The sequence below is a fragment of the Mycobacterium sp. NGS19 genome, from assembly GCF_059813155.1.
The window spans coordinates 270547-290671 of record NZ_JCALEB010000002.1; the positions used below are offsets into that span (position 1 = coordinate 270547).

Sequence of the window (20125 nt, forward strand, 5' to 3'; positions counted from 1 at the left end):
CACTTTATCGACTTTCAGCGCGTGAAATAGGCGTGTGCGTCTTTGCGGTGCAGCAGGTACACGCCGCCGAGGATCAGCACCGACCCGACGATGCCCGTGATCGCATAGACCACCGCGCCCAGCGTGGGGCGCTGCACGGTGAACAGGCTGGTGACGACGTAGATCACCGACGCGACGCCGCCGCCGGTCAGCAGCGTGCGCGCCCACCGGTAGCCCTGCCGCATCAGAAAAAGGAAGGTGACCACCAGCGCAGTCACCACGAACATCGCCAATCCGGTCATCGAGTAGACGACGACATTGTGCGGCACCTCCGGCGACGTCGCGGTGTCCACGGCCTCGCCGATCAGCAGCAGCGGCAGCGCCGACAGCCACAGCCCGAACCCGGTCCCGACGTCCACCGGCCGGGTGGGCGGCTCCTGCTGCTGCTCGGGGGATTCAGCCGAGCCAGTTGGCGACATCCGCGGCCCAGTACGTCAGCACGATGTCGGCGCCCGCGCGCCGAATGCTGGTGAGTGTTTCCAGCGCGGCCGCCCGCCCGTCGATCCAGCCGTTGGCGGCGGCGGCGCTGATCATCGCGTACTCACCCGAGACTTGGTATGCGGCGACCGGCACCGGTGAGACCTCGGCGGCGGCGCGCACCACGTCGAGGTACGCCATCGCGGGTTTGACCATGATGATGTCGGCGCCTTCGTCGATGTCCAGCGCGATTTCCCGGGCGGCTTCCCGTGCGTTGCCGGCGTCCTGCTGATAGGTGCGCCGGTCTCCGGACAAACTGGAGGCCACCGCTTCCCGGAACGGTCCGTAGAACGACGACGCGAACTTCGCCGCGTACGCGAGGATGGCGACGTCGGTGTGGCCTGCTGCGTCCAATCCGTCACGTATCGCCGCGACCTGGCCGTCCATCATGCCGCTGGGCGACACCACGTGTGCACCCGAATCCGCTTGTGCCACAGCCATTTCCACGTACCGCGACAGCGTCTGGTCGTTGTCGACCCGCCCGGAGAAGTCCACCAGTCCGCAGTGACCGTGGTCGGTGAACTCGTCGAGACAGGTGTCGGCCATCAGCACGGTGGCTGAGCCCAGCTCCTTGTTCAGCTCGCGCAGAGCCCGGTTCAACACCCCGTCGGCAGCGACGGCAGCCTCTCCGGTGGGATCCTTGTCCTGCTCGCGGGGAACGCCGAACAGCATGATCCCGCCGACGCCGGCGGCGACCGCGTCGGTAGCCGCCTGGCGCAGGCTGTCGTAGGTGTGTTGCACCACGCCGGGCATCGACGTGATCGGGCGAGGTTGGTCGATCCCGTCGGCGACGAACATCGGCAACACCAGATGCCTTGGTTGCAAGGTTGTTTCCGCGACGAGCCGACGAAGCGCCGGGGTCGAGCGAAGGCGGCGCGGACGCTGGCGGGGGAACCCCACCCCCTACCGCCTGCGGCTCTTCTTACGCGGCGGCGGCAGCGCGCCCTCGGCCCGCAGCCGCGCAGCGTGCTCGGCCAGCGCGTCGACCAGCGGCCCGATCTGCGCCACCTCCGGCTGCACGTCCACCCGCAACCCGAATTCGGCCGCGGTCTCGGCGGTCTTCGGCCCGATGCACGCCACGATCGTGCGGGCGTGCGGCTTGCCAGCGATCCCGACCAGGTTGCGCACCGTGGAACTCGACGTGAAACAGACCGCGTCGAAGCCGCCGGACTTGATCATTTCCCGGGTCTCGGCCGGCGGCGGTGCCGCGCGGACCGTGCGGTACGCCGTGACGTCCTCGATCTCCCAACCGCGTTCGCGCAATCCCTCGGCCAACGTCTCGGTGGCGATGTCGGCACGCGGCAGCAACACACGGTTGACCGGGTCGAAAACGTCGTCGTAGGGCGGGAATTCGTCGAGCAGCCCCAGCGAACTCTGCTCGCCGGACGGCACCAGTTCGGGGGTGATCCCGAATGCCCGCACCCGGTCGGCGGTGGCCTGTCCCACGCAGGCGATCTTCACACCAGAGAACGCGCGGGCATCGAGGCCGAACTCGCCGAACTTCTCCCACACCGCGCGCACCGCGTTGGTGGACGTGAACACCACCCACTGGTAGCGCCCGTCGACCAGGCCCTTGACGGCCCGCTCCATCTGCGCGGGGCTGCGCGGCGGTTCGACCGCGATCGTCGGCACCTCGATGGGCACCGCGCCATGCCCGATCAGCCGCTCACTCATGTCGCCGGCCTGGTCCTTGGTGCGCGGCACCAGGACCGTCCAGCCGTACAGCGCCCGGCTCTCCCACCAGTTCAGCTTCGCGCGGTGGGCGACGGTGCGGCCGATCGTGACGATCAGCGGGCCCGTCAATGGTCCGGCGGGGTCCGACGCGCCCAGCGCTGCGGTGTCGGTCAGCGTCTGCAGTGTGCTCTCCACCGACCGCTGCTGGGTGGTGGTGCCGTGGGCGGTGACCACGCACTGCGTGGTCTCGTCGAGCCCGTAGTCGATCAGCGTGCGGGCGGCTTCCGCCAGGTGTTCGGCGGTGGCCTGCAGGATCAGCGGGCCCGGCGCCGCCGCCAACGCCGCCCAGTCGACATTGGGGTCGCGCACGTCGGCGACGGTGTGCGACGAACCCAGCGGCAGCCCCGCGTACGTCGGCACCGCGGTGCTGGCGGGCAGACCAGGAACGATCTCGAAATGCAGATGCGTCTTGGCCACGGCCTGCACCTCGGTGATCACCGCGTCCACCGATAGCGGGTCACCCGACACCAGCCGGACCACATCGATGCCGGCGCGCGCCTCGGCGGCCAGGGTCTTGGCCACCTCGGCCGGGTCGCCGAGCGCGGGGCGCACCTCGGGGACAGACGGCAGGTTCGGGTCCACCGTGTCGTCGGTGATGCCCGGATCCGGCGACGACAGCTTCGGCGGCTCAGGCAGAGTCGTCCCGACCAGCGCCAACACCTCGGCCGGCACGTCGGGATCGGTGAACACCAGCTCCGCGCACGCCAGTACCTGGCGTGCCCGCCCCGTCAGAAGGCCCGGGTCGCCGGGCCCCGAACCCACGAACACGACGCGTCCCGGCTTGGCCTTCCGCCCTCGCGTCATCTTTACCTCGCTTTACCCATTACTCGCGCTCACGCGCGGACATCAACTCCCGGGCACCCAGTTCGAACAGCTCGGCGGCAACAGAGCGGCCAAGCTCCGCAGCCTGCCCGGGCGTTCCGATCCCGGACGCACGGATCACGTCGGATCCGTCCAGCGTCGCCACGCAGCCGCGCAGTGACAGCTCGTCGAAGACGCGGCCGTCCTCGTCGATCGACTCGACCACCTCCGCGATCGCGCCGACCGGCGCGGAGCAACCCGCCTCCAGTTCGGCGAGCAGGACTCGTTCCGCGGTGACCGCTGCGCGCGTGTCGGCGTCGTCGAGCTCCGCCAACAGCGCCGCGAGCTTGGTGTCGCCGCTGCGGCACTCGACCGCGAGCGCACCCTGAGCCGGCGCGGGCAACATCTGCACCGGCTCGAGCGTCTCAGTCACATCCGCGAGGCGTCCGATGCGGGCCAAGCCCGCCCGGGCCACCACGACGCCGTCGAGATCACCGCTTACCACCCTGTTCAACCTGGTATCAAGGTTGCCTCTTAGGGGGCGGATTTCCAAACCGAGACCCAATGCTCTAAGCTGTGCAGCCCGCCGCGGGCTCGACGTGCCGATCACCGAGCCCGCAGGCAACTCGCCGAGCACCAAACCGTCCCGGGCCACCAGCGCGTCGCGCGGGTCTTCGCGCCGGGGAACTGCGGCGATCGTGAACCGCGGGTCCGGGGCGGTCGGCAAGTCCTTGTAGGAGTGCACGGCCATGTCCACGCGGCCGTCGTGAATCGCCTCGCGCAGTGCTGCGGTGAACACGCCCACGCCGATCGTCGCAATCGGCTCAGCCGACCGGTCGCCCTCGGTGCTGATCGTGACCAGTTCCGCCGCGTGGCCCCGCGCGATGAGCGCGTCTCTGATGGCACCGGCCTGGGTGGTGGCCAACAAACTGCCCCGGGTGCCGATCCGTATGGTCAAGCGCTACCTGGGAGCTTCCGGTTCGATCGTCAGCGGCAGTTCGCCGGCCGCGACGGCGTCGACGGCCTGTGGGTCGAGTTCGAAGAGCTCACGCAGCGCCTCGGCGTAGGTGTCGCCGCCCGGCGCGCTGGCGAGCTGCTTGACCCGCACGGTCGGGGCGTGCAGAAGCTTGTCGACGACCCGGCGCACGGTGCGCGCGACCTCCTCGCGGTGGGCGCCGTCCAGACCGGGCAGGCGGTTGTCCAGTCGCAGCAACTCAGCCTCGACCACCTCGGCGGCGCGCTGACGCAAAGCGGTGACGGTCGGGGTGACCTCTGCCATCCGCTGAGCCGAAAGGTATTGCGCGACTTCAGAAGCCACGATCAGGCGGGCTGCTTCGGCGTCGGCCGCGGCGGCGCGCGCCGACGGCTCGCGCTGGATGCGGTCCATGTCGACGACGTGCACGCCGGGCAGCCCGGCGACGGCCGGGTCGACGTCGCGGGGCATGCCGAGATCGCAGATCACCAGCTGCCGCTCACTGCCGTGTGCCAGTCCGCGGTGCACGTCGGCGAGCGAAACCACCGGACGGACTGCGCCGGTACAGCAGACGACGAGATCGGCTTCGGCGAGCACGCCGGACAGGTGATCGAGCGACCACGCGTCGGCGTCGACGCCGACGTCGCGGAGATTGTGGGCCAGCCTGCGGGCCCGCGGCAGCGACCTGTTGACGACGCGCACGCGGGCCACGCCGGCGCGGGCCAGTTGCTTGGCGGACAGCGCTCCCATCGCACCGGCGCCGACGACGACAGCGGTGCGGCCGGCCAGCCCGTCCAGCCGCGTTTGCGCCATGCCCAGCGCCACCGACACCACCGAGGCGCCGGCAGCGTCGATGCTGGTTTCGCTGTGCACGCGCTTGCCCACCGACAGCGCACGCTGGGCCAGTTCGTGCAGCACCCGCCCGACCGTGCGATTGGCCTCCGCGGCCGCGTAGGCCCGCCGAACCTGCCCGAGCACCTGCTGTTCGCCGACCACGGCGGAATCCAGCCCGCTGGCGACCGCGAAGAGGTGCTCGACGGCCGCTTCCGCGTAGCGCACGTAGGCGTATTTGGTCAGATCCTGCAGCGACATGCCCGAATGCTCGGAGAGCACCTGGCCGATCGCTGACAGGCCGCCATGGAACGCGTCGACGACCGCGTACACCTCGACGCGGTTGCACGTGGACAGCACCATGGCCTCGGTGATCAACGACGACTGCAGCAGCCGGTCGGCGATCTTCACCTGATCTGCTTCGTCGGTGCTCAATTGCTCGAGCACCGCTACTGGCGCGCTGCGGTGCGACACCCCGAAAAGCAGCACGCTCACGGCCGAATCACCACGGTATCCACGGTAATCGTTTGATGGTTAGCCGACCAAATTCCTCCGCCTTTTCCCGAAACGGTATTCCGCGCGGCCCGCTCTCGCACTTTCCCGCGGTGGCGTCAGTCTGGGTGAAGGTCAACGCGCCAGGTCCGCACGCAGCCGGAGCTCGTCGACCTCCCAGTAGCTGTGCTCACGCCCTTCGAGCAGCACTACCGGCAGCCGGTCACCGAACTCCGCACGCAGGCTTGGTCGGCCGTCGGCCGCCTCGGCGTCGACGTCGGTGACCGACAACTCGAAGCCCAGCTCGTCGGCAAGCTCGCGAAGCCGCCGCCGGGCCTGCTCGCACATCACGCACCCGTCCCGCGTCAGCAACGTCACCCGCCTGTTCACGTCGCAAGTATCCGCGGTCGGTGTCCTACTGTTGAACGGTGACGGAATCCGCCTCTCAGGATGTCGCCGGCAACGCCAGCGCAGAAGCCGCCGTCGCCGACCTCGCGGCCGATGTGGCCCGCCACGCCGAACTACCCGAACCGGCGCAGTCCGGTCCGCCGCCCCCGCCCGTCGACCTCACGGCCGCAGCGTTTTTCGACGTCGACAACACGTTGGTGCAGGGCTCGTCCCTGGTGCTGTTCGCCCGGGGACTGGCCGCCCGCAAGTACTTCAACTACAGCGACCTGCTTCGGTTCGTCTACGCGCAGGCCAAGTTTCAGTTCACCGGTCGAGAGAACAGCGACGACGTGGCCGAGGGCAGGCGAAAGGCGCTGGCGTTCATCGAAGGCCGCTCGACGGCCGAATTGGTGGCGCTCGGCGAGGAGATCTACGACGAGATCATCGCCGACAAGATCTGGCCGGGCACGCGAGCGCTGGCTCAGATGCACCTCGACGCCGGCCAGCAGGTGTGGCTGGTCACCGCGACGCCGTACGAGCTGGCCAACATCATCGCCAAGCGGCTGGGTCTGACCGGCGCGCTGGGCACCGTCGCCGAATCCGTCGACGGCGTGTTCACCGGCCGGCTCGTCGGCGACATCCTGCACGGCAGCGGCAAGGCACACGCCGTGCGCTCGCTGGCCATCCGGGAAGGTCTGAACCTCAAGCGCTGCACGGCCTACTCGGACAGCTACAACGACGTGCCGATGCTGTCGCTGGTCGGGACCGCCGTCGCCATCAACCCGGACCATGCGCTGCGCGCTCTGGCCCGGCAACGCGGCTGGGAGATCCGCGACTTTCGCACCGCACGCAAAGCCGCCCGCATCGGGGTGCCGTCTGCGTTGGCGCTGGGCGCGGCGGGTGGCGCGCTGGCCGCGATCGCGTCGCGCCGCCACGGCGAGCAGTGAAACCGGCATTAGATAGGCTCGCGGCGTTATGGCCATAGCTGAAGAGATCATCGGTACGCACTACCGCTACCCCGACTATTTCTCGGTGGACCGCGAAAAGATCCGCGAGTTCGCGCGCGCCGTGCAGAACGAGCACCCGGCGCACTACTCCGAAGAAGCTGCCGCTGAACTTGGCTACCCGGCCTTGGTGGCGCCGTTGACATTCCTGACGGTGGCGGGCCGCAAGGTTCAGCTGGAGATCTTCAAGAACTTCGACGTGCCGATCAACATGGAGCGGGTGCTGCACCGCGACCAGAAGATCATGTTCCACCGGCCGATCCTGGCCGGCGACAAGCTGTTCTTCGACTCCTATCTCGACAACGTGATCGAGTCGCACGGCACCGTGGTCACCGAAATTCGCGGCGAGGTCACCGACGCCGACGGCAAGCCCGTGATCACCAGCGTGGTGACCGTGATCGGCGAGGCGCTGCACGAGGGCGAGCCGGACGAGGTGGTCGCCGCGATCGCCGCGCGCCGTGACGCGATGATCGCCAAAGCGCTAGGGAAAGCGCCGGAGTCGGCTGAGCCGCAGGGTTAACCGAAGAACGTGTTGCGCCTGTTGGCCAGCAACCGGTACAGCGTCTGCTGGATGGTTTCGCGCACCTGGTCGGTGAGCTCGAATGTGACCATGGGATCTTCCGGCGCGGAGTCGTCGTAATCGGCGGTGACGATCGGCTCGCCGAATTCGATGTACCACTTGGACGGCAGCGGGATCATGCCGACCGGCCCCGCCAGCGGGAACAGTGGGGTGATCGGAAAGTACGGCAGCCCGAACAGCCTGGCCAGCAGCTTCAGGTCGCCGATCATCGGGTAGATCTCCTCGGAGCCGACGATCGAGCACGGGATGATCGGCGCCTTGGTGCGAAGCGCCGCTGACACGAACCCGCCGCGGCCGAACCGCTGCAGCTTGTAGCGGTCCTTGAACCGCTTGCCCAGACCTTTGTAGCCCTCCGGGAAGACCGCGGTCAGTTCCCCTTTGGCCAACAGCCGGTGCGCGTCGGCGGTGCACGCCATCGTGTGCCCCGCCTTGCGCGCGGCCTGCCCCAGCAGCGGGCTGTCGAAGACCATGTCGGCAGCCAACAGCCGCAAAGACCGGTGCGACGGATGCTTGTCGTGCACGGCCACCGACGCCATCAGCCCGTCGAACGGCAACACCCCGGCATGATTGGCCACGACCAGCGCGGCTCCGGTGTCCGGGAGGTTCTCGACACCGCTCACCTCCACGCGGAACCACGACGTGAACAACGTTCGCAGCAAAGGCAGCACGACTGCGTCGTTGAAGTGCGGGTCGAATCCGAATTCGTCGACGCTGTAGTCGCCGGTGAGGCGGCGACGGACGAAATCCGCGACCGCACCGATCCGCCGGGCCAGCTCGTTGGGCTCCTCCGGCTTCTCGGCCGGGCCGCCGGCGGCGCCTCGGTGCGCGTCGATTTCCCGCACGACGGCGGCGAGATCTTCAGCGGCGGCTTGGTGCTGCGGGTCGGACAGCACCGAGGGATGTCGGCGCGAGGCCTCGGCGCGCTGGGCGGCCCGCTGCGCCGCCCCCGGATTCCCATGCAGCGGAATCACTTTCGCCTTCGGCTCACCCGACACGATCGATACCTCTTCCCACCCGTCTGCTCGAGTGTGTGGTTGCGTCTACCCCCATCGTTGCGCGGTCGCCACCGCGCGGCTCTCCAGCGAGCGTACCCACCGAGGGTCGATGATTGGTGTGAGTCCGCGACCGCGAACGTAATCGTCGAACGCCTCGGCCGTAGACCACTTGGGATGGTAGTCCAGTTCCGTCTTCATCCGCGTGGTATCCATGACTCTGCCGAAGCTCAGGTAGTTCAACTGCTCGCGGTTGATCTCCGTGTAATGGTTCAGCCGCCGAAGCGAATCGACCGCCCACAACCCGAACCCGGGCACCGGCAACGGAATGCGGCCCGCCCGGCGGATTGCTTGGGACATCATGATGATTCCGTCGGCGCCGATGTTGAACGTGCCTGCCTTGCCGGCGACCGTGCCTCGCTCCAGCGCGCCCAGCGCGTCCTGCTCGTGCAGCAGCTGCAGCCGGGCGTCGCGTCCGAGCACGGTCGGCACGATCGGGCCGGCCAGGTAGCGTGACAGTGCCGTATCCATGGCCGGGCCGATCAGATTGGCGAGCCGCAGAATCGTCACCGCGATGTCCGGGCGGCGCCTGCCCAGCCCGCGCGCATAACCCTCGATGTCGAGACTGTCTTGGGCGAACCCGCTGCCCAGAGGGCGGCGGCTGGTGCAGTCCTCGGTGAACATCACCGGGTCGCGGGGGCTGGAGCCATACACCTCCGAAGTGGACTTCAGCACCACCCGTCGAACCGAGGGCGCCTTCTGGCAGGCGGCGAACAGCTGCATCGCGCCCATCACGTTGAGTTCCTTGAGCGCGGCCCGCCCACCGGCTTTGGGCGCGTACGACGCGGCGGCAGCATGCACCACCGTGTCCACATCGTTGTTGCGAATTACCTTGGCAATGAACGGATTTCGGATGTCGGCGCGGACGAACTCCGCACGCCCCATCCGGCGCAGCAGATCCTTGCTCGGGGCGATCGCGTCGACCGCGATGATCCGGCTGATGCGAGGGTTCTGCGCTAGCCGGGCCGCGAGATAGCCGCCGAGGAAGCGGCACGCGCCGGTAACCAGAACCACGTTGGGGTACGCGGTGTCGGACGTGTTTTCCCCCGCGGAAGCCATCATGACAGCCTAGCGATCTGAGCGGGGCCCGGCAGGTGGAAAACCGGGCCGCAGCGGCCGGTTTACTTGCCGAGTTTTCTGCGCTGAACCCGGGTGCGGCGAAGCAGCTTGCGGTGCTTCTTCTTCGACATGCGCTTGCGCCGTTTCTTGATGACTGAACCCATGAACTCCGCTACCTACTATGTGCCCGTCGGGGCTGCTGCCAGTGCTACGTCTGCGTCCCGTTTACCCAGGGACCCGGACACTTTACCCACCGACGAGCGAGATCGAAAAAAGCTGTGGGGTCAGCTGACGTCGAAGTACGACTTCTCCAGCATGTCGTGCACGGCTTTGGCATGCACGCGGAACGAGCGCCCCACTCGGACCGCGGGCAGTTCGCCGTTGTGCACCAACCGGTAGACCGTCATCTTGCTGACCCGCATCAAGCTGGCCACCTCGGCGACAGTGAGAAATTGAGCTCTAGCGGCCGGCTGAACGTCGGCGGCGGCAGAATCCCGCTTACTACTCGCAGAATCGCGCCCCGACGGCCCGTTCGTTGACGTCATCGCAACCCAATCCTTCAGGCGCGCGGGCGCCAGCGGCTTCCCCTCCGCTGGCACGGACGCGTGCATACATCGAGGAGAATAGCGGTACAGGTGGGATTACTGCGACGGGTGTGGGCTAATCCGTGGAAAATTAGGCGAACTACTCTGATGTAATTCCTAGCTGGCCAGCGCGGTTTTTTGCCGCGGCCACGGCTGCGGCGACCGCAGCCCTCATGCCACACCGCTCGAGCTCAGCCAATCCCGCCGCGGTGGTGCCGGCCGGCGACGTGACCATGGCCCGCAGCCGCGCCGGCGTGGTGTCGAGGTCGCCGGGCCGGCCGTTGTCGTCGAGCCGCTCCAGCAACATCGCTGCGGACCCCGCCAACGTTTGCACGACGAGGTCAGTCGCCACTGCCCGGCTCAGCCCCACCGCCACGCCGGCGTCGACGAGCGCCTCGACCATCAGGAAGATGTACGCCGGCCCCGAACCCGAGACGGCAGTGACGGCGTCGAGCTGCGACTCAGGTACCGTCAGCACCCCGCCGACCGAGTCGAACAGCGCGGAGACCTCCTTGAGCTGCTCCTGCGAGGCGAAGCGGCCCTTCGCAATTGCGCTGACGCCCGCGCCGACCACCATCGGCGCGTTGGGCATCACCCGGATGACGGCCGCGCCGGCCGGAAGTTTGCCCTCGAAGAATGCGGTGCTGACACCCGCGACGACGGTGACGAACACATGCTCGACGCTGCCGGCCTCGTCGCGCCCGACCGCGTCGGCGATCTCGTCGACCACCGCCTCGACGTCGGAGGGCTTGACCGCGACCACGACGAAGTTCGCGTTCTCCACCGCCTCGGCCACACCGGTCACCAGGACGGAGTACGTCTCAGAGAGGTGGCGAACGCGCGCCGGGAGCCGTTCGGCCACCACCATGTCCTTGACCTGCCGCCCTGATCGCAGCAAGCCGGCCAGCAGGGCCTCGCCGATGTTGCCGCCACCGATGATCGCGATTCTGGACACCGCAGCAGCATGCCAGACGCTCTAGTGGTCCGGCACCAATGCCAGCTGACGGGTCTGCACAATGATGCGGCCCTGACTGTCGACGACGGTGTGGTCCTCGTCGAACCAGTCTCGGCCGATCTGCGTGGTGGTGGCCATGATCCGCAGCCAGCCGTCGGCAGGCAGCCCACGCAGGTATGCGGTGAGCTGCACCGTCGGCGCCCAGCCACGCCGGCCCACCGCGAACGCGACCGGCATCGAGACGTCGCCGCACATCAGCGCGAACAGGATGTCGGGGGCCATGCCCCGGGGACGCGCCCAGATCTGGATCACTGGCGCCTCGCTGCTCGCCGAGCGCCCGTCGGGCACGCTGGACAACAGCGGCCGCACGTCGATGCCCTCCCAGTAGTTGACGGTCCCGAACATCGGATGGCCGGGGCCGATCGGCTCGACGTCGGACGGCGGCTCGGGAGCCATCAACGACAGCACGGGGTTGGCGGACAGTAGCGGCGGCGCCACGTGCTCCGGCTCGCCCAGCGTCACCACGGCGTGCACCGCGACGCGCTCATTGGCGCGGTCGCCGCCGATCAGCTCGACGTCGACGACGCTGATGCGGCGGCCCCGCTTGCGCACGAACGTCTCCAGCCGCATCTCGCCGGGACTCGGCGCGGACAGGAAGTTCGCCGACACCGAGATCGGCTCGATTTCACCACCAAGAGCTTCGCGGGCGGCCGCCGCGCACAGCGACAACATCGCGCCGCCGTGCAGCTTCGGCCCGATGGTCCAGGTCTTGTTCAACTCGCCCGCGTACGCGCCGTCGCCCAGCGGCCGCAGGGCCATCGCGTCGGAGAACAGGCTGGATTCGGTCATGGTTTCCTTCAGCGCAGCAGGTGGGTGCGGGCGAACTCCAGCGACTCGGTCAGCAAGGCTTCCCGCTCGGCCTCGGTGCGCACCCCGGACGTGGTGACCTCAAGAATCACATGGCCGGCGAAATCGCTGGCGGCCAGCATCTGGCACACCTCCGCGGCTGGCTGTGTGCCGCGTCCGGGCACCAGGTGCTCGTCGATGTAGGCGCCGGACCCGTCGGTCAGGTGCAGGTGCGCCAGCCCCGACCCCATCCGGCCGGCCATCTCCAGCGCGTCGGTGCCGGCGGTCGCGGTGTGGGACAGATCGAGCGTGTAGTGCGCGTAGTTGCCCTCGAGCGGGTCATAGGACGGCGAAAACGCCGAGATCGCCGGGCCGGGCCGGCCGCCACGCTTGCGCATCCGCTCGATCGACGCCTGGGTGCCGCCGAAGAACCGGTCGGCGCGGAACGGGAACATGTTCTCCACCGCGACGACGACGTCGCTGGACTCCTCGAGCCGCGCGACCTGTTCGGCGAAGCCCTCCGCATAGCGGCGCTGCCAGCGAAACGGGGGGTGGACGACGACGGTCTGGGCGCCCAGCTTCTCGGCGGCGGCCACGCTGCGGTCCAACTTGGGAACCGGGTTGGCGCCCCAAACCCGCTGCGAAATCAGCAGGCATGGCGCGTGCACGGCCAGCACCGGCACGCCGTAACGCTGCGACAGTTTGGCGATGGCGTCGACGTCCTGACTCACCGACTCGGCCCACACCATCAGTTCGACGCCGTCGTAGCCGAGCCGCGCCGCGTACTCGAAAGCCGCCTCGGTTCTCAGCGGGTAGACAGAGGCGGTCGACAGACCAACCTTGATCGCTGGGCGCACAGGGTTCCCGGCGCGCTAGCCCGACTGCAACAGTGCCAGCGGGCCGAGGGTGACCAGCGCGCCGACCGCCACTGCGATCAGCGTGCTGGTGATGTCCTCGGTCTTGCGAACGATGCGGACCGCGACCACCAAGCCCAAGATCACCAGCACCGACAACACCAGCGCGACGATGTTGTTCCACTTCCACAGCTCGTCGAAGCCGATGAACAGCCCGGCGCCGAATGCGACCGCCAGGATCGACTGCAGCACGATCAGCGCGCTGTGGCCGATCTGCTGCAGCCTCGACGGCGGCGCCTCGTCGTCGTAATCCTCGGCGGTGGTGGTCTCCCCGGGCACGTCGGGCAGCTCGGTCACCGAGTCGGCGACCGCGTCGGGCTCGTCGCCGCGGCGCAGCAGCTCGTCGTCCGAGCGGCCGCCGAACAGCGGCTCGCGCACAGCGTGCAGGTATGTCGGCGGCTCGGCGAGATCGGCCCGATCCTCTTCGACCGCGACCGCGGCGTCGCGGCCCTCAGCGTCCTCCTCCACCTCGATGTCGAGGTCGTCGCGCGCGTCCTCTACGCCTTGCGCGTCTTCGACGTCCTGCACGTCCTCCACGTCGATGGGGTCGGGAACCATTTCTTCGGCGGGCACGTCGGCGGCGACGAGTTCCTCGGCGCCGTCCTCAGTAGTCTCAGCGCCCGGCTCGGCGGTCTCGGCGACAGGTTCGGTGGCGCCGTTCGTGTCGGTGGGCGCTTCGGCGGGTGGTGCCTCGTCGCGGACGATCGGGATCTCGCCGGTCAGTTCGGCCACGGTGACCGCGTCCGCATTGCCCCGGCGCCGGCGCCGACGCCCACCGACCGGCGGGGCGCCGATGGTCCCGTTCCGCGCCAGCAACTCCGCGACCGAAATAGGCCGAGTATCGGAGCTGTCGTGGGGTCCGGTCATGGCTCAGTCGCCCGCCCGTCGTTTCAGGTCCACGTGAGAAGCATCTGCCACCGAGGTCTCCACCGCCCGCTTGTCGGCTCCGCTGACGGCCGCCTTCTTGTCAGCTCCGCTGACAAAAGCCGTTCCATCAGCTTCGCTGTCGAGTTTCCGCAGAATAAGGCCCTCCCGCAACGCCCAAGGGCAGATGTCCAGGGTTTCTATCGACAGGGCTTTCATGCTTGCCTCGGCTACCAACGCTCCAGCCACGATCTGTGGCGCTCGCTCGGCGCTCACTCCTTCCAGTTCGGCGCGGTCGGCCGTGGTCATCCGCGAGATGAATGCGATCAATTGCCGCAGTCCGGTCGCCGTCAATGTTCTTTTTACGCGCGGCCCCGCTCCTGAGGGCGCCGCGCCAGTCAGCCGGGCCAGCGACCGCACAGTCTTGGACGACGCCACGGCCAGGTCCGGCGGACCCGCTTTGAGCAGGGTACGGCTTGGCTCGGCCAGTTCATTATCCAGCCAGTCGCGCAGCATAGCGACCCGCCGGCGCCCGGGCGGATCGTCGGGCAGCCATTCGCGCGTGAGCCGGCCCGCCCCCAGCGGCAGCGACATTGCGACGTCGGGCTCCTCGTCGACGCCGCTGGACAGTTCCAGCGAGCCGCCACCGATGTCGATGTTGATGATCCGCCCAGCGCTCCAGCCGTACCAGCGGCGCACCGCCAGGAACGTCAGCCGCGCCTCGTCGACGCCGCTGAGCACCTGAAGCTCCACGCCGGTCTCGGCCAGCACACGCGCCAGCACGTCCTCGGAATTCTTCGCGTCGCGCACCGCCGACGTGGCGAACGCCATCAACTCGGTACAGCCGGAACTGGCCGCGATCTTCGCGAACTCGTCGACAGTGGAAATCAGCTTGTCGGCGCCCTTGCGCGTGAGTTTCCCGGAGCTGTCGATGGCCTCGGCCAGCCGCAGCGACGCCTTCGTCGAACTCATCGGAGTGGGGTGCCCGCCGCGCCGCGCGTCCACCACGAGCAGGTGGACCGTGTTGCTTCCGACGTCGAGCACGCCCAATCGCACGTTTCCAACTTAATGCGTCTACCTTGGACTTCTGTGACTGGCACACACCCCGGGGAAGTCGAGTTGGACTTCGCCCGGGAATGGGTGGAGTTCTACGACCCGGACAATCCCGAACACCTGATCGCCGCGGACATGACGTGGCTGCTGTCGCATTGGACGTGCGTATTCGGCACGCCTGCCTGCCGAGGCACGGTCGAGGGACGTCCCGACGACGGATGCTGCTCGCACGGGGCGTTTTTGACCGACGACGACGACCGCGCACAGCTCGACGACGCCGTCGCGCAGCTGACCGACGCCGACTGGCAGTTCCGCGAAAAGGGGCTGGGCCGCAAGGGCTATCTGGAGCTCGACGAATACGACGGCGAACCGCAGTGGCGCACCCGGAAATACAAGGGCGCCTGCATCTTCCTGAACCGGCCGGGTTTTCCCGCTGGGATCGGATGCGCATTGCACATCAAGGCGATGCGGCTGGGTGTGGAGCCGCTGACGATGAAGCCGGAGGTGTGCTGGCAGCTGCCGATCCGGCGCAGCCAGGAATGGGTGACGCGGCCGGACGGCACCGAGATTCTGAAGACCACGATCACCGAGTTCGACCGCCGCGGCTGGGGCGAGGGCGGTCACGACTTGCACTGGTACTGCACCGGCGATCCCGCCGTGCACGTGGGGCGCAAACAGGTGTGGGAGTCGATGGCCGCCGAGCTGACCGAGCTTCTGGGCGAAAAGGCTTACGCGGAGCTGGCCGCAATGTGCAAGCGGCGCAGGAAGCTTGGGCTGATGGTGGTGCACCCGGCGACCCGCGCGGCCGGCACCGACCGATGAGCGACAAGCTGTTTCTGTTCCGGCTCTTGCCGCCCCGCGCCGACTTCGCGCAGACGATGACGGCCCAGGAGCAGGACGCCATGGCCCGGCATGCCGCGTACTGGCACGAGTTGCTCAACGCCGGGTGGGTGGTGGTCTACGGTCCCGTCGCCGACCCCGAAGGGGTGTGGGGGCTCGGGGTGGTGCGCGCGGGCAGCCAGGCCGAGGTCGTGGAGCTGGGCGAGAAAGATCCGGTGATCGCGGCCGGGATCGCGACGTTCGACGTCGCCGAGATCCTGGGCGGCATCACCGGTTGAGAGTCCATGCGACTCAGAATCGGTAACAGAGAATTCGCCACTTGCGCGCCAGCACCGGGACATGGCCCGACAGCCGGACGCCGAGCCGTAGAGGTCGCGGAAACAGTTGCACCTCAGGTCTTTTCATCAGACTGATGTCATCCACCAGTCTCAGCCGGGGGTTGCACCGCTGCGGCCATCCCGGGTCAGCGAACCCCGCGTTGGCGAATGCTTTGCCGGTGTTCTGCGGCACGAGCTTCAACGCTGTCCGGCTGACTCTGCCGATGTGGCCGTAGTCGTTGAAGGCGAGCTCACCGGTGCGGAAGTGGTCGGTTATCGAGCGGAAGAAATCGACGAGGACCGGCTGACTCAAGAATCCCGTCAGGCCATCGGCGACCAGGATGGTGGGCCGGTCGGCCGGAATTACGTTGGCCCATCCGGGATCACCGATGCGCGCCGCCACGCGGCGTTCCTGGGCATGCGCAGGCAACACCGCCTCGCGCAGCGCGATCACGGCAGGCAGATCGACGCTGTACCAATCGACCGTCGCGGGAGGGCGGTTGCGCACGATGCCATGGCTCAGCCCGGCACCGAGGTCGACGACGACGGCGTCGGGGTGCTCGGTGGTGAAGTACCGCACCCGTTCGTCGAGTAGCTTCGCGCGCAATGCCACCGGGCATCGGACAGCCGCCCCGACCTTCAACGCGCCGAAGTCGTGATCGAGCGCTCGCACCACTGCGTCGGCGGTCGGGTCAGCCAAAATCGGTCGGCTGCAACGACTGTCGAGCGCTCGCGCATACAGCGTGAGCAGCGCGGTCTTCTCGACAGGAGCCAGGTCGTCGACCGGGATCTTCGCACCCGCGTTCAGTCCGGGGCCCTCCGGGCCGACGTCGAACAACTAGTTGTCGCCGGCGCCACTGTTGCGGGACGCACCGGCGGGGGCATCCTTACGGGGGCTCGTGTTGCTGGGTTTGTGCGGAAGCACTTTCCTCACTACGTCGTTCAGCGAGGGCAGGTTACGGGTTTTCGGCGGCCCGCTCGGCGTGGTCCTGCCGGTGGGATCTGAACCGCTCGCGCTGGTGTTACCGGTGTTCGTAGTAACCGCCGTATCCGGCGTCGAGCCCTTCGGATCCGCTCCCGGGGTAGCGGGTTTCCTCCACTGCGGCAGAATGCGATTCAGGTTCAGCCCCGGGCTGGGATCGCCGCCGGTAGCAGTCTTCTCGCCCTTGCCGATTTGCGACGTCTTCTCGTCATTGCCTTGCAGCTGTGGGGATTTCGCGTTCTCGTCGTTGCCGGGCGAAGCCGCTTCCTGTTGCTGCTGTGGCGTCGCACTCGAAACCTGCAGTGCGCGAAGCTGATTCGTGTTCGGAGTCGATTGCTGGTTCGGCACGGTGTCGGTGTTGAGCGGAGGCGGATTGAAACCGAGATCCGTCCACAACTTGTGGAAGAACGGCGCTAGGTCGCTGGGGTTGTAGCCGGTGCTCAACTCCGGTGGCAGGCTAGGATTGCCGAATGACCAGAAACTCCATTTGTTCAGCTCGACAGCACGGTCGATTTGCTCCTGCGTAGGCACGTTGGCCGTACCGGCCTTATAGGCCTCCACCCATTCGTCGATGACCGGGTTACCCGGCCACAGCTGACCGATGGCCTTCACGATGTCCGGGTAATCCATGCCCGCAGCTTTGACGAAGCCGCAGTTGCCCGGGCAGAGGGCACTTCCCGGGGTGAACGGATCGAAGGCGACCACCATACCTGCGAGGAGCGATTGGAATGCTCGGCCCACTTGCACCAAGTCGGGGAACTGAATCGGGTTGGTCGACGGGTCGGCCATCAAATGGTCGAAGTAATTCTGGAAGGGCTTCGACAGATCGAGCTTGTACGTCGAATCGGCCCACGGCATCACATTTTCATCGGTGACCGGATCGACATGGGTTCCTTCGAACCCGAGCAAGGGATAAACCACGCCACTGGGATCGGCATAGCCGGTGTAGTTCGGCCCAAAGGTGTACCCGGACACCAGCTCTGACGTCGGAACCTTGAACCAGTTGTCGACGAGCGGGAATTTCACGAGCCCGGTCAACAACAGCACATTCCAAATATTCTGGTCGATACCGCTGATGCCGGTAATGGGGCTGATGGGCACATTAGGCGGGCAGGTGTTTGCGGCGCAATACTTGCTCACCGGAAGCTCTGCGGCCAGGTATCCGGTGATTTGCTGACCCAGCCCCGCATCCCACTGGTAGGTCGGGCTTCCCATCCCGGACAGCGCCGGGAACGGCACCAGAGAGTTGATCAACGCCTCGTACTTCGGGGGGTCTCCGGGATCCACTCCCCAGATGTTGTTCGCGTGCACGACGAACCATGGCCCGCTGAACAGCAATGCCGCGCCCATGTTGTTCAAAGCCTGGGTCTCGTTGTACGGCACGTTCACCAGGTCAGTCAGCAGGTTCACCGGCACGTTGAAGATCGACGCGGCTGCCAGCCGCACCTCCATGCTGGCGACGCGCCGCTCGGGCACGCTGGCGGCGTGCGATTCGGGTGTCGGCGCAACGGGTGCGAGCGCGATGACGCTGGCCCCGATCACTGCAACCCCGGACATCAAATGCGAACGAACGGCAGCGGGCATGAAAATCTCCAACTCGATGTTTGCTGCGGTAGGCCTGAACCTACCCCGGCAAACGCCCTCATGACACCCGTTCGGAGATATTCGCTCGCTGAAGAAGCACAAATCCGGCCCCAGCGAACGACCGATCATGACGCGTGATCGGTCGATCGAATTCACTACTTTTCGGCCAACTGCAGCAAGCAGCATTCACCGGGATCTTCCTCCAGGCCATTGACCAGCGCACTGCTTGGTCGACGACGGGTCTGCTATCCACGGGCGCGAGCGAATCTTACTTAGCTATCGAGTTTTTGGGCGCTGTCGCGCCGAAATCAAAATTCATCTCGGGCTCGATCAATCGTCGCGATCGACTACTCTGACATACCGGCACCGAGAGGGGACGACATGGCCACCGCGACCAGTGAGCCGGTGCGGCTCCCCCCGCAGCCGCGTATCCCGAAGACCGTGCAGGGCATCGTGCTGCTGACCGCACTGTGCGAGGCGGTTCCCGTCCTGCGCCGTCGCTACGGCAGCACATTCATGATCAATTTGCCGGTGTTCGGCAAGACCGTGGTGATCAGCGACCCGGTCCTCGTCAAAGACATCTTCAGCACCAGCAGCGATCTGATCGAACGCCCGACGAATCTGGGCCACGTATTCGGGCCCGGATCGACGTTCAGCCTCAACGGTGCCGAACATGCGGAGCGCCGCAAGCTGATCCTCCCGGCGTTCCACGGGAAGCGGGTCAGAAGCTACGAGCGCATCGTCGAGGAAGAAGTGCTGCGCGAGACGGCGACCTGGCCGGAGGGCCGCGAATTCGAAACCCTGCCCTCCACGAGCCGGTTCACCCTCAACGCCATCCTGCGCGCGGTGTTCGGCGACGAGAAACAGGCGCTCGACGAACTCCGTGACGTGATCCCGGCGATGATCACAGTGGGCTCGCTGCTTCACCTCCTGCCCTCTGTCGTCGGTCGTGACCTCGGTCGGTGGAGCCCGGGCGGGCGGTTGGCGCGGTATCGGCGCCGGATGGACGCCGTCATCGATTCACTCATCGCCGCGGCCCGCGCCGACCCCGCACTGGAATCGCGCACCGACGTGCTCGCACTTCTGCTGCAGGCCCGATACGAAAACGGTGAAGCGATCCCGGACCGCCACATCGCCGACGAACTTCTCACCTTGGTCGCGGCCGGACACGAAACGACAGCGTCGCAATTGGCCTGGGCCATCGAGCGGTTGCGCCGGCATCCGGGCGTATTGGCCCGGCTGGTCGACGAAGTGGACGCCGGTGGGCACGAACTGCGGCAGGCGACAATCTATGAAGTGCAACGCACACGCGGCACGATCGAAGCTGCGCTACGGCGGGCCACGACGCGAATCCGCCTGGGCGAGTGGGTTCTTCCAGAAGGCGCGAATGTCATGGTGAACTTTCAACTCGCTCACGAGTCCGAGGAGAATTTCCCCGCTGCCGACGTCTTCGATCCGGATAGATTCGTGGGCGTCAACCCGAAAGCGTTCAGGTGGATACCGTATGGCGGCGGTGTAAACCGTTGCCTCGGTGCAGGTTTCGCTCACATGGAAATGGACGTTGCGTTGCGCACCTTGCTGCGCGAATTCCGGTTCAGCCCAACCGACGCGCCGGGAGAACGGCGGCGCTACCGCGGGGTGGCGATCGTGCCGGCCCGCGGTGCACGGGCAGTGGTTCATCGACGAACGGGCGCAGCGTCTCGTCACCAACAACAAGAAGATATGTCGTTGTCCGACAAGGTCGGCTGAGAGGGTCC

General features: G+C 67.3%; 22 protein-coding genes. 5 read left to right on the plus strand and 17 right to left on the minus strand.

Translation table 11 applies throughout. The annotated features are described in order from the left end of the window. Positions 1-14: 14 nt before the first annotated feature. The 6 genes from AC5Y4N_RS06740 to AC5Y4N_RS06765 all read right to left on the minus strand — a co-directional run bounded on the left by AC5Y4N_RS06740 (position 15) and on the right by AC5Y4N_RS06765 (position 5737). Positions 15-458 carry a hypothetical protein gene (locus AC5Y4N_RS06740; RefSeq protein ID WP_499905792.1) on the minus strand — a complete coding sequence of 148 codons (444 nt, stop codon included), beginning with the start codon at positions 456-458 and terminating at the stop codon, positions 15-17. Then, on the minus strand, positions 436-1416 hold the full coding sequence (gene hemB / locus AC5Y4N_RS06745; RefSeq protein WP_499905790.1) for a porphobilinogen synthase: 981 nt from the start codon (positions 1414-1416) through the stop codon (positions 436-438). The genes AC5Y4N_RS06740 and hemB overlap by 23 nt, the downstream gene beginning before the upstream one ends. Positions 1417-1419: 3 nt before the next feature. Next, the gene (locus AC5Y4N_RS06750) at positions 1420-3054 is read right to left on the minus strand and encodes a bifunctional uroporphyrinogen-III C-methyltransferase/uroporphyrinogen-III synthase (protein ID WP_499905788.1); all 1635 of its coding nucleotides are present in this window, start codon (positions 3052-3054) and stop codon (positions 1420-1422) included. A 19-nt stretch (positions 3055-3073) separates the two neighbouring features. Next, entirely contained in the window at positions 3074-4003 is a 930-nt protein-coding gene (hemC, locus tag AC5Y4N_RS06755) for a hydroxymethylbilane synthase (protein ID WP_499906341.1), read from the minus strand. A 9-nt stretch (positions 4004-4012) separates the two neighbouring features. Then, positions 4013-5350 carry a glutamyl-tRNA reductase gene (locus tag AC5Y4N_RS06760; protein ID WP_499905786.1) on the minus strand — a complete coding sequence of 446 codons (1338 nt, stop codon included), beginning with the start codon at positions 5348-5350 and terminating at the stop codon, positions 4013-4015. 132 nt (positions 5351-5482) lie between these two features. Next, a complete protein-coding gene (locus AC5Y4N_RS06765) occupies positions 5483-5737 on the minus strand; it encodes a glutaredoxin family protein (protein WP_499905783.1) in 255 nt (84 codons plus the stop codon). Positions 5738-5775: 38 nt separating this feature from the next. Here AC5Y4N_RS06765 and AC5Y4N_RS06770 point away from each other — a divergent pair, with 38 nt between their 5' ends. Together AC5Y4N_RS06770 and AC5Y4N_RS06775 are read left to right on the plus strand one after the other, a co-directional pair. Next, complete coding sequence (locus AC5Y4N_RS06770; protein ID WP_499905780.1) at positions 5776-6681, plus strand: HAD family hydrolase; 906 nt, start codon at positions 5776-5778, stop codon at positions 6679-6681. Between the two features lie 28 nt (positions 6682-6709). Next, a complete protein-coding gene (locus AC5Y4N_RS06775; protein ID WP_499905778.1) occupies positions 6710-7258 on the plus strand; it encodes an FAS1-like dehydratase domain-containing protein in 549 nt (182 codons plus the stop codon). Here AC5Y4N_RS06775 and AC5Y4N_RS06780 read toward each other — a convergent pair. The 9 genes from AC5Y4N_RS06780 to AC5Y4N_RS06820 all read right to left on the minus strand — a co-directional run bounded on the left by AC5Y4N_RS06780 (position 7255) and on the right by AC5Y4N_RS06820 (position 14648). Beyond that, positions 7255-8313 (minus strand): lysophospholipid acyltransferase family protein, encoded by a 1059-nt coding sequence (locus tag AC5Y4N_RS06780; protein ID WP_499905776.1) that lies wholly within the window; start codon positions 8311-8313, stop codon positions 7255-7257. The genes AC5Y4N_RS06775 and AC5Y4N_RS06780 overlap by 4 nt on opposite strands. A gap of 45 nt (positions 8314-8358) precedes the next feature. Further along, the gene (locus AC5Y4N_RS06785; protein WP_499905773.1) at positions 8359-9432 is read right to left on the minus strand and encodes an SDR family oxidoreductase; all 1074 of its coding nucleotides are present in this window, start codon (positions 9430-9432) and stop codon (positions 8359-8361) included. A gap of 59 nt (positions 9433-9491) precedes the next feature. Further along, positions 9492-9593 carry a 30S ribosomal protein bS22 gene (locus AC5Y4N_RS06790; protein ID WP_003402602.1) on the minus strand — a complete coding sequence of 34 codons (102 nt, stop codon included), beginning with the start codon at positions 9591-9593 and terminating at the stop codon, positions 9492-9494. A 120-nt stretch (positions 9594-9713) separates the two neighbouring features. Continuing rightward, a complete protein-coding gene (locus AC5Y4N_RS06795; protein WP_499905770.1) occupies positions 9714-9974 on the minus strand; it encodes a helix-turn-helix domain-containing protein in 261 nt (86 codons plus the stop codon). A gap of 139 nt (positions 9975-10113) precedes the next feature. After that, entirely contained in the window at positions 10114-10968 is an 855-nt protein-coding gene (proC, locus tag AC5Y4N_RS06800) for a pyrroline-5-carboxylate reductase (protein WP_499905767.1), read from the minus strand. A 21-nt stretch (positions 10969-10989) separates the two neighbouring features. Beyond that, positions 10990-11817: a thioesterase family protein gene (locus AC5Y4N_RS06805; protein ID WP_499905765.1), complete on the minus strand. Its 828-nt coding sequence runs from the start codon at positions 11815-11817 to the stop codon at positions 10990-10992. Positions 11818-11825: 8 nt separating this feature from the next. After that, positions 11826-12671 (minus strand): sugar phosphate isomerase/epimerase family protein, encoded by an 846-nt coding sequence (locus AC5Y4N_RS06810; protein WP_499905764.1) that lies wholly within the window; start codon positions 12669-12671, stop codon positions 11826-11828. A gap of 15 nt (positions 12672-12686) precedes the next feature. Continuing rightward, entirely contained in the window at positions 12687-13595 is a 909-nt protein-coding gene (locus tag AC5Y4N_RS06815; RefSeq protein WP_499905763.1) for an Rv0497 family membrane protein, read from the minus strand. A 3-nt stretch (positions 13596-13598) separates the two neighbouring features. Next, positions 13599-14648, minus strand: coding sequence for a Ppx/GppA family phosphatase (locus AC5Y4N_RS06820; protein ID WP_499905760.1), 1050 nt, complete (start codon positions 14646-14648; stop codon positions 13599-13601). Between the two features lie 12 nt (positions 14649-14660). On the opposite strand from AC5Y4N_RS06820, the gene AC5Y4N_RS06825 reads away from it, so the two are divergent. Both AC5Y4N_RS06825 and AC5Y4N_RS06830 read left to right on the plus strand, forming a co-directional pair. Next, positions 14661-15467 (plus strand): DUF3109 family protein, encoded by an 807-nt coding sequence (locus AC5Y4N_RS06825; protein WP_499905756.1) that lies wholly within the window; start codon positions 14661-14663, stop codon positions 15465-15467. Next, a complete protein-coding gene (locus AC5Y4N_RS06830; RefSeq protein ID WP_499905753.1) occupies positions 15464-15763 on the plus strand; it encodes a YciI family protein in 300 nt (99 codons plus the stop codon). Before AC5Y4N_RS06825 ends, AC5Y4N_RS06830 begins: the two co-directional genes overlap by 4 nt. Positions 15764-15776: 13 nt before the next feature. On the opposite strand, the gene AC5Y4N_RS06835 is transcribed toward AC5Y4N_RS06830, so the two are convergent. Continuing rightward, positions 15777-16640 (minus strand): class I SAM-dependent methyltransferase, encoded by an 864-nt coding sequence (locus tag AC5Y4N_RS06835; RefSeq protein WP_499905750.1) that lies wholly within the window; start codon positions 16638-16640, stop codon positions 15777-15779. Beyond that, positions 16641-18554, minus strand: coding sequence for a hypothetical protein (locus tag AC5Y4N_RS06840; RefSeq protein ID WP_499905747.1), 1914 nt, complete (start codon positions 18552-18554; stop codon positions 16641-16643). Between the two features lie 195 nt (positions 18555-18749). Here AC5Y4N_RS06840 and AC5Y4N_RS06845 point away from each other — a divergent pair, with 195 nt between their 5' ends. Continuing rightward, complete coding sequence (locus tag AC5Y4N_RS06845) at positions 18750-20117, plus strand: cytochrome P450 (RefSeq protein ID WP_499905745.1); 1368 nt, start codon at positions 18750-18752, stop codon at positions 20115-20117. The last annotated feature ends 8 nt before the right edge of the window (positions 20118-20125 follow it).

Coding starts and splice junctions, on each gene's coding strand:
- AC5Y4N_RS06740 (WP_499905792.1), bottom strand. CDS start 458: ATGTCGCCAACTGGCTCGGCTGAATCCCCCGAGCAGCAGCAGGAGCCG.
- AC5Y4N_RS06840 (WP_499905747.1), bottom strand. CDS start 18,554: ATGCTGCTTGCTGCAGTTGGCCGAAAAGTAGTGAATTCGATCGACCGA.
- AC5Y4N_RS06815 (WP_499905763.1), bottom strand. CDS start 13,595: ATGACCGGACCCCACGACAGCTCCGATACTCGGCCTATTTCGGTCGCG.
- AC5Y4N_RS06830 (WP_499905753.1), top strand. CDS start 15,464: ATGAGCGACAAGCTGTTTCTGTTCCGGCTCTTGCCGCCCCGCGCCGAC.
- AC5Y4N_RS06845 (WP_499905745.1), top strand. CDS start 18,750: ATGGCCACCGCGACCAGTGAGCCGGTGCGGCTCCCCCCGCAGCCGCGT.
- AC5Y4N_RS06805 (WP_499905765.1), bottom strand. CDS start 11,817: ATGACCGAATCCAGCCTGTTCTCCGACGCGATGGCCCTGCGGCCGCTG.
- AC5Y4N_RS06790 (WP_003402602.1), bottom strand. CDS start 9,593: ATGGGTTCAGTCATCAAGAAACGGCGCAAGCGCATGTCGAAGAAGAAG.
- AC5Y4N_RS06785 (WP_499905773.1), bottom strand. CDS start 9,432: ATGATGGCTTCCGCGGGGGAAAACACGTCCGACACCGCGTACCCCAAC.
- AC5Y4N_RS06775 (WP_499905778.1), top strand. CDS start 6,710: ATGGCCATAGCTGAAGAGATCATCGGTACGCACTACCGCTACCCCGAC.
- AC5Y4N_RS06825 (WP_499905756.1), top strand. CDS start 14,661: ATGCGTCTACCTTGGACTTCTGTGACTGGCACACACCCCGGGGAAGTC.
- AC5Y4N_RS06750 (WP_499905788.1), bottom strand. CDS start 3,054: ATGACGCGAGGGCGGAAGGCCAAGCCGGGACGCGTCGTGTTCGTGGGT.
- AC5Y4N_RS06795 (WP_499905770.1), bottom strand. CDS start 9,974: ATGACGTCAACGAACGGGCCGTCGGGGCGCGATTCTGCGAGTAGTAAG.